13 protein-coding genes and 1 pseudogene are annotated in these 12,781 nt (G+C 65.8%); 7 read left to right on the top strand and 7 right to left on the bottom strand.

Annotated features, from left to right (window positions below):
* Nucleotides 1–11: 11 nt before the first annotated feature.
* Complete coding sequence (locus ACVIGA_RS29440) at nt 12–917, bottom strand: LysR substrate-binding domain-containing protein (RefSeq protein WP_456668765.1); 906 nt, start codon at nt 915–917, stop codon at nt 12–14.
* Nucleotides 918–1,041: 124 nt separating this feature from the next.
* On the opposite strand from ACVIGA_RS29440, the gene ACVIGA_RS29435 reads away from it, so the two are divergent.
* Nucleotides 1,042–1,974, top strand: coding sequence for an alpha/beta fold hydrolase (locus ACVIGA_RS29435; protein WP_456668764.1), 933 nt, complete (start codon nt 1,042–1,044; stop codon nt 1,972–1,974).
* Here ACVIGA_RS29435 and ACVIGA_RS29430 read toward each other — a convergent pair.
* The 3 genes and pseudogenes from ACVIGA_RS29430 to ACVIGA_RS29420 all read right to left on the bottom strand — a co-directional run bounded on the left by ACVIGA_RS29430 (nt 1,971) and on the right by ACVIGA_RS29420 (nt 4,697).
* Nucleotides 1,971–2,455: pseudogene (locus tag ACVIGA_RS29430) on the bottom strand (DUF992 domain-containing protein). The gene ACVIGA_RS29435 and the pseudogene ACVIGA_RS29430 sit on opposite strands and share 4 nt — an antisense overlap.
* Nucleotides 2,456–2,714: 259 nt before the next feature.
* Nucleotides 2,715–3,239, bottom strand: a complete 525-nt coding sequence (locus tag ACVIGA_RS29425; RefSeq protein ID WP_223969737.1) for a DUF992 domain-containing protein — start codon at nt 3,237–3,239, stop codon at nt 2,715–2,717.
* A gap of 255 nt (nt 3,240–3,494) precedes the next feature.
* Nucleotides 3,495–4,697, bottom strand: coding sequence for a pyridoxal phosphate-dependent aminotransferase (locus tag ACVIGA_RS29420; protein WP_456668763.1), 1,203 nt, complete (start codon nt 4,695–4,697; stop codon nt 3,495–3,497).
* Nucleotides 4,698–5,344: 647 nt separating this feature from the next.
* Here ACVIGA_RS29420 and ACVIGA_RS29415 point away from each other — a divergent pair.
* From ACVIGA_RS29415 to ACVIGA_RS29405, 3 genes are all read left to right on the top strand, one after another.
* Nucleotides 5,345–5,998, top strand: coding sequence for a glutathione S-transferase family protein (locus ACVIGA_RS29415; RefSeq protein ID WP_223969739.1), 654 nt, complete (start codon nt 5,345–5,347; stop codon nt 5,996–5,998).
* A 179-nt stretch (nt 5,999–6,177) separates the two neighbouring features.
* Nucleotides 6,178–6,354, top strand: coding sequence for a hypothetical protein (locus ACVIGA_RS29410; RefSeq protein WP_223969740.1), 177 nt, complete (start codon nt 6,178–6,180; stop codon nt 6,352–6,354).
* Nucleotides 6,355–6,415: 61 nt separating this feature from the next.
* Nucleotides 6,416–6,571, top strand: coding sequence for a hypothetical protein (locus tag ACVIGA_RS29405; RefSeq protein ID WP_176533486.1), 156 nt, complete (start codon nt 6,416–6,418; stop codon nt 6,569–6,571).
* Nucleotides 6,572–6,643: 72 nt separating this feature from the next.
* Here ACVIGA_RS29405 and ACVIGA_RS29400 read toward each other — a convergent pair whose 3' ends face one another.
* A complete protein-coding gene (locus tag ACVIGA_RS29400) occupies nt 6,644–6,997 on the bottom strand; it encodes a DMT family protein (protein WP_456668762.1) in 354 nt (117 codons plus the stop codon).
* 211 nt (nt 6,998–7,208) lie between these two features.
* On the opposite strand from ACVIGA_RS29400, the gene ACVIGA_RS29395 reads away from it, so the two are divergent.
* The 3 genes from ACVIGA_RS29395 (at nt 7,209) to ACVIGA_RS29385 (ending at nt 9,802) form a co-directional block, all read left to right on the top strand.
* Complete coding sequence (locus ACVIGA_RS29395) at nt 7,209–8,024, top strand: PAS domain-containing protein (protein WP_342713191.1); 816 nt, start codon at nt 7,209–7,211, stop codon at nt 8,022–8,024.
* Nucleotides 8,025–8,126: 102 nt separating this feature from the next.
* Nucleotides 8,127–8,588 (top strand): N-acetyltransferase family protein, encoded by a 462-nt coding sequence (locus tag ACVIGA_RS29390; RefSeq protein WP_456668761.1) that lies wholly within the window; start codon nt 8,127–8,129, stop codon nt 8,586–8,588.
* A 275-nt stretch (nt 8,589–8,863) separates the two neighbouring features.
* Nucleotides 8,864–9,802 carry an aldo/keto reductase gene (locus ACVIGA_RS29385; protein WP_456668760.1) on the top strand — a complete coding sequence of 313 codons (939 nt, stop codon included), beginning with the start codon at nt 8,864–8,866 and terminating at the stop codon, nt 9,800–9,802.
* 121 nt (nt 9,803–9,923) lie between these two features.
* Here the strand turns inward: ACVIGA_RS29385 and ACVIGA_RS29380 are convergent, their stop codons facing one another.
* Entirely contained in the window at nt 9,924–11,153 is a 1,230-nt protein-coding gene (locus tag ACVIGA_RS29380) for a DUF1501 domain-containing protein (RefSeq protein WP_456668759.1), read from the bottom strand.
* The gene (locus ACVIGA_RS29375; protein WP_456668758.1) at nt 11,150–12,733 is read right to left on the bottom strand and encodes a DUF1800 family protein; all 1,584 of its coding nucleotides are present in this window, start codon (nt 12,731–12,733) and stop codon (nt 11,150–11,152) included. The genes ACVIGA_RS29380 and ACVIGA_RS29375 overlap by 4 nt, the downstream gene beginning before the upstream one ends.
* Between the last annotated feature and the right edge of the window lie 48 nt (nt 12,734–12,781).

Genomic DNA, 12,781 nt, shown 5'->3' with positions numbered 1-12,781 from the left:
CGTCCGAAGCGTCAGTTCCTTAACGGCGTGATCTCGCGCCAGCGCTGCACGATGTCGAGCAGGCGCTGCACGGCAGGCGACACATCTTCCTCGCGCCACGCAATCGTGAGCGGAGCCGTCACAACAGGCGCGGCAAACGAAACGTACGCCACGCCGCGACCGGTCTGCGCGCGCGCCGCGGCTTCAGGCACGAGCGACACGCCGACACCGGCGGCGACCAGGCCGATCGCGGTTTGCAGATGCAGAACTTCCTGCGCGAGCCGCGGCGTGAAGCCGGCGGCCTGGCATGCCGCGACGATCAGGCCGGTGACCGAAGGCTCCGGCTGCGCCGGATACAGCACGAAGGCATCGTCGGACAGTTCGGCGAGCGCAATGTCGCCGCGCGCCGCGAGGGGATGCGCGCGCGGCAGCGCCGCGACATAGGGCTCATCGAGGATCAGGCGCTGCGCGAGACCCACTTCGGGCAACAGCGCCGGGCGTGCGAAGCCGAGATCGATCCGGCGCCGCCGCAATGCCTCGGCAATCTCCGCCGCCAGCATCTCGTCGAGCACGAGCTCGACATCGGGACAGGCATCGCGATAGGCGCCGACGATATCGGGCAGGCCGGCAAACATCGCGGAGCCGACGAATCCGATTGCGAGCTTGCCGGCCTGGCCGCGGCCGACACGCCGCGTGTCGGCAACTGCGCTCTCGAAATTTGCGAGCAGCACGCGTGCGCGCGCCAGAAGCAGCTCGCCGGCCTCGGTAAGCCTGATCGGACGGCTATTCCGCTGCAGCAGCGTGACGCCGAGCTCGTCCTCGAGCTGACGGATCTGCTGGCTGAGCGGCGGCTGCGCGATGTGCAGCCGCTCGGCCGCACGCGTGAAATTCAATTCCTCGCCGAGCGCCACGAAATATCTGAGGTGTCGCAATTCCATGCCGGCGATATAGCACGCCGGCCGGGGCTTGCAGCCATACGCAATAGCTCTGCTAGCGTATCGAACGAGTATTGGACCGGACGCGCGAACGCGGACAGCCTGCGGCAAACCACAGGAGGTCGCCATGACGGCACTGGAAAAAGCCTTCGCGGATGCAGCCGCGGCCGGCATCACGCAGCAGAAGATCGAGATCGGCGGCCTGTCCGTCAACGTCGCGCGCTTCGGCAAAGGCCCGCCGCTGCTGCTGCTTCACGGCTGGCCGGAATTCTGGCTGGTGTGGCGTCCGCTGATGCTGCGGCTCGGCGACAGTTTTGAGCTGATCGCGCCGGACCTGCGCGGCTGCGGCGACACCGGCAAGCCAGCGCCGGGACCTGACTCGTCCGCCACTGCGGATCGGCATGCGCTGGATATGTTCGCGCTCATGGACGCGCTCGGTCATATCAGCTTCGGCGTGATCGGCGGCGATCTCGGCGCCTATGTCATGCAGGCGATGTCGCATCGTCAGCCGCGGCGGCTGCGAGGGACGCTCTATCTCTGCACGCCGTATCCGGGCCTCGGCCAGCGCTACGGCCAGCCCGGCCACCTGATCGAGGTCTGGTATCAATACTTCCAGCAGCTGCCATGGGCTGCGCAACTGGTCGGAAGCTCGCGCGAGTCCTGCCGGCTCTACTTCCGCCATTTCCTCGACCATTGGTCGGGCGACGATCCCGCCGTGTTCGGCGACCTGTTAGAGGCCTATGTCGATAACTTCATGAAGCCGGGCAACATCCAGGGCGGCTTCGACTGGTATCTCTCGTCGGCGCCCAATCGCCGGCTCTGGCTGGAAGGCAGACTGCGGGCGCAGCCGCGCATCGAAATCCCCTCGCGCTTTCTCTGGGGCCGCCGTGATCCGCTGATCGCGCCGGAATGGTCGGACAGGCTGGGGGACTACTGGCGCGAACCTTCGATCAGGTTCGTCGACACCGGGCATTATGTTCACGCCGAGGCGCCCGGGATCGTTGCCGAAGAAGCCCGCGGCTTCTTCGGCGGATTGCGGACCGGTGCACGCGCGCTTTAACGGCCCGGACGCAGCTCCAGGCTCTCAAGGCCGGCGGCGATGTTGACGCCGACCTGGCCCTGCACGCTGAGCGGCTGCAGGGCGATCGTGTTGTCGGAGCCGCCGACCAGCACGTTGCCGCCGACGCCGACGCCGAGCGTCGCGCTGCCCTGCGCGCCGGCGTAATTGCCCGAGAGCGCACCCGGCCCGAGCCGCTCCACCGGTGCGTAGACGCCCCAGGCCAGCGCCGATTCCTGGGTGATGCCGAGATCGATGCCGACCTTCTGGATCGTCGCGATGTAGCGATCCTCAGGCAGGCCGTTGGCGCGCAGCACGCAACCGAGATGGGTCACGGAGCCGACGATGAAGCCGACACTCGCGCCGCCGCGGCATTCCAGGACGCCGACCTGAACGCGCTGGCTCTCGGCTGTTGGGCGTTGACGCCAACGATTGCGGACAGCGTGGCGATGGCGGCACCGGCAAGGAGAGTGAAGCGACGCATGATGGGGAGTCTCCGGCTGAGGGGCATGACGCGAGCAGAGAACAGAACGGCGCCGTGTCTGCGGCGCCCTGCGCATCCTATGCCATAACATCGAATGTGCAGCCAGAATTTGCGGTGCTCGGCCACCAATTGTTGCAGGATGTGGCGGCATTGCTATGCCGCGCGCGCGGCAGAAGCTGTCACGCAACAGACAACAAGCGACGGGCCGCAAAAAAAGAGGCCCGCTTTCGCGGGCCTCTTTGATCGAACACCGACCAGCTTAGTGGTGGTGATGATGACGGTGGTGACGATGATGACGGCGCGGACCCGCGGTGCGGACCGGCTCGAGATCGATCCCGGCGATGCCGGCCGCAACGTTGAGGCCGGTCTGGCCCTGAACGCTAATCGGCTGCAGCGCGTAGGCGTTGTTCGGGCCGCCGAACAGGAAGTTACCGCCGGCACCGAGGCCGACCGAAGCGTTGACGCCGACGCCGCCGTAGCTGCCGGCGAGCGCACCGCGCGGAACCACCGTGGTCGGCGCGCTCACGGCCCAAGCGAGCTGGGTCGTCGCGGTGACGCCGAGGTCGACGCCGATCCGCTTCACGGTCGCAACATAAGGCTCGGGACGGCGGCCGCCGCTCTGGAACACGCACTCGAGGCGGGCAACAGAGCCGACGACGAAGCCGACGTTCTCGCCGCCCTGGCATTGCAGAACCCCGGCCTGAACCTGCTGGGGTGCCGCGTTGGCGGTGGCGAACGGCGCCAGCAACGCAAGCGCTGCAAGGGTGAGAGTCGAAAGTCGCATTATCTGTCTCCGCAAGGTGAACTGAACTGAATTTGTGCGGCGGACAGAATGCAAGGGTCGTGTCCAAAACAAGGCAGTTCGCAAAGAGGCCGTAAAAACTTCCAGCGTGTGGCATCGATGTTCATACACACACGCGTGAGATGAGCGCGATGTGATTTGACTCACCAATTTTACCGCCGCGCGATCTCAGCGCATAAAAGGAAACGCTCCCGCACCAAGTGCGGGAGCGTTTTTGGTTTCTTAGTTCAGAACGAATTACCGCAGATTACCGCAGAAGCGCTGGATGCGCTTGCAGGCATCCTCGAGATCCGAGGTCTTGGTCGCGTAGGAGATGCGGAACGCCGGTCCGAGACCGAACGCCGACCCCTGCACGACCGCGACGCCTTCGCTCTCGAGCAGCTCGGTGACGAACGCTTCGTCGTTGTCGATCACCTTGCCCGACGGCGCCTTCTTGCCGATCGTGCCGGCGCAGGACGGATAGACGTAGAACGCGCCTTCCGGCCGCGGGCATTCGATGCCGTTCGCCTGGTTGAGCATCGACACCACGAGGTCGCGGCGTTCCTTGAACACCTTGTTGTTCGCGGCGATGAAGTCCTGCGGACCGTTGAGCGCCTCGACCGAGGCCCACTGCGCGATCGACGACGGGTTCGAGGTCGACTGCGACTGGATCGTCGCCATCGCCTTGATCAGCTGCGCCGGGCCACCAGCATAGCCGATGCGCCAGCCGGTCATGCAGTAGGCCTTCGACACGCCGTTCACGGTCAGCGTGCGCTCGTAGAGGCTCGGCTCGACCTGCGCCGCGGTGGTGAAGACGAAGTCGTCATAGACGAGATGCTCGTACATGTCGTCGGTCATCACCCAGACATGCGGATGCTTGACCAGCACGTCGGTGATCGCCTTGAGCTCGCTCCTGGTATAGGCCGAGCCGGTCGGGTTCGACGGCGAGCACAGGATCACCCACTTGGTCTTCGGCGTGATCGCCTTCTCGAGATCTTCCGGGCGCAGCTTGAAGCCGGTCGAGGCCGGGCAAACCACCGGCACCGACTCGCCGCCGGCGAGCGCGACCATCTCGGGATAGCTGACCCAGTACGGCGCCGGGATGATCACCTCGTCGCCGGGATTGATAGTCGCCATCAGCGCATTATAGAGCACCTGCTTGCCGCCGGTGCCGACGATGATCTGGTTCGGCTTGTAGGTCAGGCCGTTCTCGCGCGAGAACTTGTTGATGATGGCTTCCTTGAGCTCCGGAATGCCGCCGACATCGGTGTACTTGGTCTTGCCGGCCTCGATCGCGTGGATCGCAGCCAGCTTGATGTTGGCGGGCGTGTCGAAGTCAGGCTCGCCGGCGCCGAGGCCGATGACGTTGCGGCCCGCGGCTTTCAGCGCGCGTGCTTTGTCCGTGACCGCGATCGTCGCGGACGGCTTCACACGGTCGAGCGCAGCGGACAGGAAGGCCATTATCATCTCCTGGCAAACGTCGTGAGCCGTTGGGCCACGACTTGATTTGAATGGGATCGCGGCACCCTAGGCCTGTCGCCGCTGCATCGCAAGAAGCTTGGCGACAAAGCACGAAAACTTTCCGGCATGGCTCGCAACATGCGCAATTTTCCGCAAGTTCCGGCCCCAAATGACTCATATCCGGCAAGCACCGCTGTGGCCGCTCCAGCCTTGCCGGCGAGGCCTGCGGTCGCGTGCGCCAGCGCGAATTGCTCCGAGTACAATTGCCGCGCGGCCCATGCCTGATGGTGCCGACGGCGGGCGGTCCGTTATAGCCACCGGTGGGCATATCGCCCGATCGGGATGGCGCGTTAACGTTTGTAAATTGCCGCGGGCCGGCCACGGTATCGACCTCGACTTCGATGGCACTGACCGACACCGTGCACAGCTTCGCGCGGCCGTGATCCGAGTTGTTCTGCCGTGTTGATGGAATCGTTCTGCACGCGTGCAGTGCGGTAGACGTTTCGACTTTTTCCACGTTCCAGGGCTTGCGACGCACCCCTGTCGGCATCATTGTTTAGCGGCGTTGCGGTGTGACAGGCCGCGCAACTTCCAAGCGTACCGTCTCAGACCAAGTGAACCTGACGCACCGAGTGAACCACGACGCAATGTACAAGCTCTATTCGATGCAGCGCTCCGGCAACAGCTACAAGGTCCGGCTGGCGCTTGCGGTGCTGAACACGCCATACGAGGCGATCGAGATCGACATCCTGCGCGGCGAGAGCCGCACCCCGGACTTCCTGGCCAAGAATCCGAGCGGCCAAGTGCCGTTGCTCGAGGTCGCCGACGGCCGCCATCTCGCCGAGTCCAACGCCATCCTCTGGTATGTCGCGATCGGCACGCCGCTGGCGCCGGAGTCGCGGATCGAGCGCGCCGAGGCGCTGCAATGGATGTTCTTCGAGCAGCACGCGCTGGAGCCGAATATCGGCGCCGCCTATTTCTGGCTGTCGCTGGTCAAGGGCGGGCGCGACCTGCAGACGCACGCGCTGGAGGACTGGATGGAGCGCGGCTATGCGGCGCTGCAGGTGATGGAAAATCACCTCAAGGGGCACGCCTTTTTCGCGGCCGAGCAGTTCACGGTCGCCGACATTGCTCTCTACGGCTACACCCACGTCGCCGACCGCTGCGACTTCGACCTGGCGACCTTCCCGTCGATCCGCGCCTGGCTGAAACGGGTCGAGCAGACCCCCGGATTTGTCTCGATGGATTGGCAGCCTGGTGCCGGGGCCGAGCCCCAGGCACGCCTTGTGGCAGGCGTTTGAACAACGGATCTGAATTCCGGGAATAGCGGGGAAACTGCCCAAATAACGGGCAAAACCCTCGTCGAGACCGCATTTTCGCCGTTTTCGAGGGGCCTCGCCGCCGCAATGTTGCCGGTGACGCTGGGCAGATTCGCTCGGATGTCGCGAGTGATTCGCTCGCGGCCTGAGGGATTTCGACCATGAAACGGTGGTCCGGCACGGCAGGCTTCCATGGCCGCCCTGCCCCAGTGGCATCATCCCGCCTGACGAACGCGATCGCCGCGTCGCTCGCGCTTGGCGCACTGACGCTGTGCCTGGTCGTCGCCGTGACGGTGCTGGCGAGCAACATCGGCATGGCGACATCGATCCCGGCGTAACCCAGCGATTTCCTTTTGGCACCTGATCCGCGGCAAGGCGCGGGAGAGACAGCGGCGCGACATGATGAAGACCCCCGTGGGACTTGTGACTGTGACGCTGTCGGCGGCGATCCTGCTTGCGGCTTCACTCCTGATCGTGACCGGTACGCAGGGCGAGGACCGCGCGCACCCGGCGCACGTCACGACGCCTGCCGCCAAACCGGCCCCGCACCGCTAAAGCGTTTTCGAGCGAAGTGGACACCGGTTCGCGTGAAGAAAACGCGTCAAAATAGATTCTAGCGCAAGCGCGCTAGCTCCATTTGTGGAAGATGAAGAACGCGCCGGCGGCGATGAAGGCAAACCCGAGCGCGTGATTCCAGCCCAGCGGCTCCTTCAGATACAACACCGAGAAGCCGGCGAACACGACCAGCGTGATCACCTCCTGCATGGTCTTGAGCTGCGCCGCACTGTAGACCTCGCTGCCCCAGCGATTGGCCGGCACCGCCAGCCAGTACTCGAAGAAGGCGATGCCCCAGCTCACCATGATGACAAGGGGGAGCGAATGATCCTTGTACTTGAGATGGCCGTACCAGGCGAAGGTCATGAAGACGTTCGAGGCAAACAGCATCAGGATCGGCAGCAGCGAAGGCGAAATGGCGGGCATCGATGTCCTCTTACAAGCACGGCACGCGGTAACCCGCAGGCCCGGAACCGGGTTCCATCCCGATCTGCATATCATTTGATTTGAAAGCAGCGAAAGCTGGTTCGGCCCCTGCAAGGCCCGCTTAACGGTCGGGGCGGAAATCCCGGCGCCGTTGCGGAGCTGTCGTCAAACTACTGCCTTATCGTTCGTTTGACAGATGGCGAGAACGCGCATGCGGTTTGATTGGCGTGCAATTTCAGGTCCGGCCCTGACGGCGATCACGGCGCTCGCCGCCTTCCTGATCGATCGCCTCCTTGTCCACGTCCCCAATCCCGCGCCGCTGTTCGTCTGCATCGTGGCGCTCGCCAGCTCGATCAGCGGCATCGCCTCGGGGCTCGTCTCCGCCGCGATCGCGGTGGCCGCCTCGGCGCTGTTCTTTCTCGATCATCGCGCGCTGCCCGGCTACGACGCCGCCGACGTCGCGCGGATGCTGATGCTGGCCGCGACCGCGGCCGGCACCGCCCTGATCACCGGAATGCTGCGGCAGAAATGGATCGACGCCTTCGCCGCGGACCAGCAGCATCACGCCACCTCGGCGCGGCTCGCCGCCGCGCTCGACCAGGTCGACATCGGCATCGTGCTGCTCGACGCCGACACCCGCGCCGAATTCATCAACCGCGCCTTCCGCGAATATTTCGCGCTCTCCGATGCGCAGGCCGACAGCAAGCCGCCGTTCGTCGCGCTGATGTATCATGGCCGCGATACCGGCGCCTACGAATTGCCGGAAGACGAGCTGAGCGCGTTCATCGCCGAGCGCATCGCGATGATGCGCTCGGGCGATTCCACGCCGATCAACCTCAATCTCGCCGACGGCCAGGTGCTGCGCTTCAGCTGCACGGCGCTGCCCGACGGCGGCCGCATGCTGAGCTATACCCCGGTGACCGACCTCGTGCGGCACACCGACGATCCGGCGAAGGCCGACGAATATCGCGCGCAGCGCGCCGGGCGCGAACGCCATCTGGCGCGGCTGCTGCGCGCCGCCGAGTGAGGCGCGACCACGTCGGCAATTGATCCCACGCGAGAGCGACGCTAGAACCGTCGCGAGCGATGCGCAGACATCGTGCAACGCGGGATCATCCAAGGTTCGTTCATGTCCGACGACGTCACCATCCGCTTCGTCACGCGCGACGATTACGCCCAATGGCTTCCGCTATGGGACGGCTACAACGCCTTCTATGAACGTTCAGGACCGACCGCGCTCGCGCCCGAGATCACCGCGATGACGTGGCAGCGCTTCTTCGACGCCTACGAGCCGATGCATGCGCTGGTCGCCGACGCCGGCGGCACGCTGCTCGGGCTGACGCACTATCTGTTTCACCGCTCGACCACGGCGATCGCGCCAACGTGCTATCTGCAGGATCTCTTCACGAGTGAGGCCGCGCGCGGCAAGGGCGTCGGCCGCGCCTTGATCAACGGCGTCTACGCACAGGCGAAACTCGTTGGATCGCCGCGCGTCTACTGGCAGACGCATGAGACCAATCGCGCCGCGATGCAGCTATATGACAAGGTCGCGGACAAGCCCGGCTTCGTCATCTATCGCAAGATCATCTGAGCGCGCCTGCGCGGCCTGTGGATGGCATGGAGATGTCACCGGCGCGTTACAAAGCCCGGCTAGGCTTCCGCGTGCGTAAGATCAGGCCCCCCGTCTCAGATCTCGCGCCCCGAGCGGTCCCCGTCAGTCGCCGCGTCTGACCGGGACCGCTTTTTTTCGACATTGCCATGCGTGATAGGTGCCATGCGCGATCGGCGGTAGGGCCGCACCTTGCCGCCCTTCGGCATGCTTGTCACAATGCGCTGCATCCCTCGCCTATCCCACAGGATTGTCTCATGGAAATTCGTAATCTCGGCAGCTCCGGCCTGCGCGTGTCCGCGGTCGGCATCGGCTGCAACAATTTCGGCCAGCGCACCGATCTGGAAACCTCGCGCAAGGTGATCCACAAGGCGATCGATCTCGGCATCACCCTGTTCGACACCGCCGACATCTATGCGGGGATGGGTGGCTCGGAGACGGTGCTCGGCACCGTGCTGGGCGATCGCCGCAAGGACATCGTGCTCGCCACCAAATTCTCCAAGCCGATGGCGACCGACGGCACCAAACAGGGCGCCTCGCGGCGCTACATCATGTCGGCGGTCGAAGCGAGCCTGACCCGCCTGAAGACCGACTACATCGATCTCTACCAGCAGCACGATTACGATCCCTTGACCCCGATCGACGAGACGCTGCGCGCGCTCGACGATCTCGTGCGCCAGGGCAAGGTGCGCTACATCGGCAACTCGAACTTCCCGGCATGGCGGATCGCGGAGGCGGAATACGTTGCGCGCGAGCTGAACGTGAACCGGTTCGTGTCCTGCCAGGACGAATACAGCCTCGTGGTGCGCGGCATCGAGAAGGACCTGTTGCCGGCGGCTCAAGCCTACAATCTCGGCCTGCTACCGTTCTTCCCGCTCGCCAGCGGACTGTTGACCGGCAAGTACCAGCGCGGCACTGCGGCGCCCGCCGACACCCGCTTCGCCAAGGCGCCGGCCTTGAAGGATCGCTACGTCACGCCGCGCAACGAGGACATCGTCGAAAAGCTGCAGGCCTTCGCGCAGGAGCGTGGCCACACCATGCTGGAGCTCGCCTTCTCCTGGCTCGCCGCCCGCCCGCAAGTCGCAAGCGTCATCGCCGGCGCGACGCGCCCCGAGCAGATCGAGCAGAATGTCAAAGCGATCGGCTGGAAGCTGAAGGCGGAGGAGATGGCGGAGATCGACCGGATTACGAAGTAGTCCTCGTCATTCCGGGATGCGCCGAAGGCGCAGGCCCGGAATCCATTTCTCCAATCATGCTGAGGCCCAATAGATTCCGGGCTCGCGACTTCGTCGCGCCCCGGAATGACGGGTGGAAAGGTTACGCCACCAGCCCCTTCATCGGCTTCACCGGGGCGCTGTCCGGAAACACCGCATCGGCCAGCACGCGCTCGCCGAGGCCGAACTGGTCGTGCAGCACGCCCTTGATCACGGCGCGGAGGTCGGTGGTCGGAGCGAGGTCGCGGGCCTGGTAGAGATTGGCGGGCTTCAGGCCCGGCCAGTCGGTGATCATGCGGCCGCCATTCACCGCGCCGCCGGCGAGCAGCGCGATGGTGCCGGTGCCGTGGTCGGTGCCCTCGGTGCCGTTGATGCGCGCGGTGCGGCCGAATTCGGTGGCGACCACGATCACGGTGTCGCGCCAGCGCGCACCTAAGCCGTTCTGAAATTCCGCCAGCGCGCCGTCGAGCCCGCCGAGCAGCTGCGCGAGCCGGCCGACCGACCCGCCTTCATTGGCGTGCGTATCCCAGCCGTCGAAGGCGAGCGCGCCGATCCGCGGGCCGTCATCGGCCGCCATCAGCTTGGCGGCGCCGCGCGCCACCAGCCGCATCGCCGCGAGGCCACCACCGCCGGGCTGCGGTTCCATCTCGTTGCCCTGCGCCTGCTTCTCGAGCTGCAAACCTTGCGTCAGCGCACTCGCCAGCGTCGGATCGCGATGCTGGTAGAGATCGAGCAGCCGCATCGCGGTGTCGTCGGCGGCCTGCGGCAGCGCCGTCGGCGCCCAGCCGACGGTCGGCGCTGCGCCGCGCAACACCAGCGGCGTGGTCGGGCCGACCGCGAGCGCGCTCGACACCCGCTCCCCCTTCGGCAAGGCTTCGAGTGCGCGGTTGAGCCAGCCGGACTGCACCCGGCCGGGACCGGGGAAGCCGCTCTCCAGCACGTCCTGGCCATCGAAATGCGAGCGATCGCGATAGGAGGTCGCAACGGCATGAACCACCGCCGCCTGCTTGGCGCGATACATCCGCGCGAATTCCGGCATCGCCGGATGCAGGCCGAAGAACGGATCGAGCATCACCGCCGCGTTCGGTCCATCGGCCCTCAGCGCGATCGTGCCGTGCAGGCCGGCATATTCGGGGTCGCCGATCGGGGCCACGGTGGCAAGGCCATCGAGCGCACCGCGCAGGATGATGGTGACGAAGCGCGGATCGCGGCCATCGGCGGCGCGCGCGAATTTCGGCAGATAGGCCCAGGCCGCAAACGAGGCGCCGCCTAGCAGCAGCGCGCGCCGCGACGTCGCCTGCAGCATCAGGCTCTCGGAGCAATCCATGATCATCTCCTCTGGAATTCCGGCGACATCAGCAGCAGCGCCAGCGCCTGCTGCCGCGACTCCGCGCGCTCGATGGTGCGCCGCGTCTCGACCGAAGCGGCATCCGCCGCAATCAACTCGAGCAGGTCGCGCGGGTCGAACCGGTCGGCGAGCTGGGAGCCAAGCTGCGCCGAGATGTCGAGCCTCAGCTTGATGCCCTCAGGCGCCGCCCAGGCCGCAGCGGTATCCGGGAAACCGTTCGGCCCGGCCGGCGACCACAGCGGCTGGCCGAGCACATTGAGACCGTTGAGATAGCGGCCGGGATCTTCGGGATTACGCGCCAGCAGACGGCCGGAGGCGAGCAGGAATTCATAAGGTGAGCGCATCTTCGTCAGCGGCGCCTGCCACGCCTCGTTCGACTGAACGAGCGCGGTGGCCAGCGCCCTGAGATCACCGTCGGTTTTGGTGAAGGTGTCCTGCAGCTTCGCCACCAGCGCGGGCGGCGGATCGTCGGCAACGAAATGGCGGGCGAATTTGGTCGCAATGAACTTTGCGGTCGAGGGATGCCGCGCGATATCCGATAGCACCGCCTCGCCCTGCGCGAGGCCGGCCTGCGCATAGGTCTTGCCCAGCACCTGTTGCGGTCCGGGCTGATGCGCATTGGCGTTGAACACGAAGCTGCCGGGCGTACCAAGCTGGCCCTTGCGGCCGGCAAAGGTCCAGCCGGTGATGACGCGCGCCAGCGCCGTGACGTCGTCCTGGGTGTAGCCGCCGCCGACGCCGAGCGTATGCAGCTCCATGATCTCGCGCGCGAGGTTTTCGTTGAGGCCGCGGTTGCGGTTGATGCCGGCGCGCGACTCCGGACCCAGCGATTGCTGGTTGTCGAGGAAGAACAGCATCGCCGGATGCTGCTCGACGGTCTTCAGCATGTCTGAGAAACGGCCGAGCACGTGCGGGCGGATAGCCTCGCGTTCGAACGAGCCGGCCCACATCCGCGCCAGCGCGCCCTTGTTGGCCGAGATGCAGAAGTGGTTGGACCAGAACACGACGAGCCGCTCGACGAAACCGCAATCGGCGACCACGCCGCGCTGCAGCCGCGCCAGTGCCTCGGCGCGGAACGTCTTCTGAATGATGTTGAGCGGCTGCGCCGGCGGCTTGGGCGGACCAGCCACCGTCTGCATCGTCGGAGGCTGCATCGTCGCGGACGGCGTCATCGCTGCATTTGCGTTGTCGGCGGGCTGCGGCTGCATCGCCGGATCCTTCCCGGCGATTTCCTTGGCGGCAGTCGACAGCGACAGATTGCGCCGCTGCGGCTGCTTCGCGTCGGATCCCTGCGCCGGCGTCTCGCTCGCGCCTTGCTGCGCGACTTTCGCGGCGTTGCGCGCCTGCTGGATCTCGAACTGATAGTCGAACACCTGCTTGCCGAGCTCCGGGGTCGAAAGCAGGCCCGGCACTTCGAGCAGCGCGCCGTTCGGGCGCGCCAGCTCCGCCAGCACGAAACCGCGCGGATCGGAGGCCGCGTTGGTGAAGTCGCCGGCCGCCCCGCCGCGGGCGCCGAATCCAAACCGGTTGAGGGCAATCAGCGCGGCTTGCGAATCACGGGCCATCAGAATTCCCTTAAACGATTCCCTTGACCGTCTATCCCGGCTATATCT

The sequence above is a fragment of the Bradyrhizobium sp. USDA 3240 genome (assembly GCF_054063295.1).
This window is presented reverse-complemented; position numbering and strand designations above follow the sequence as displayed.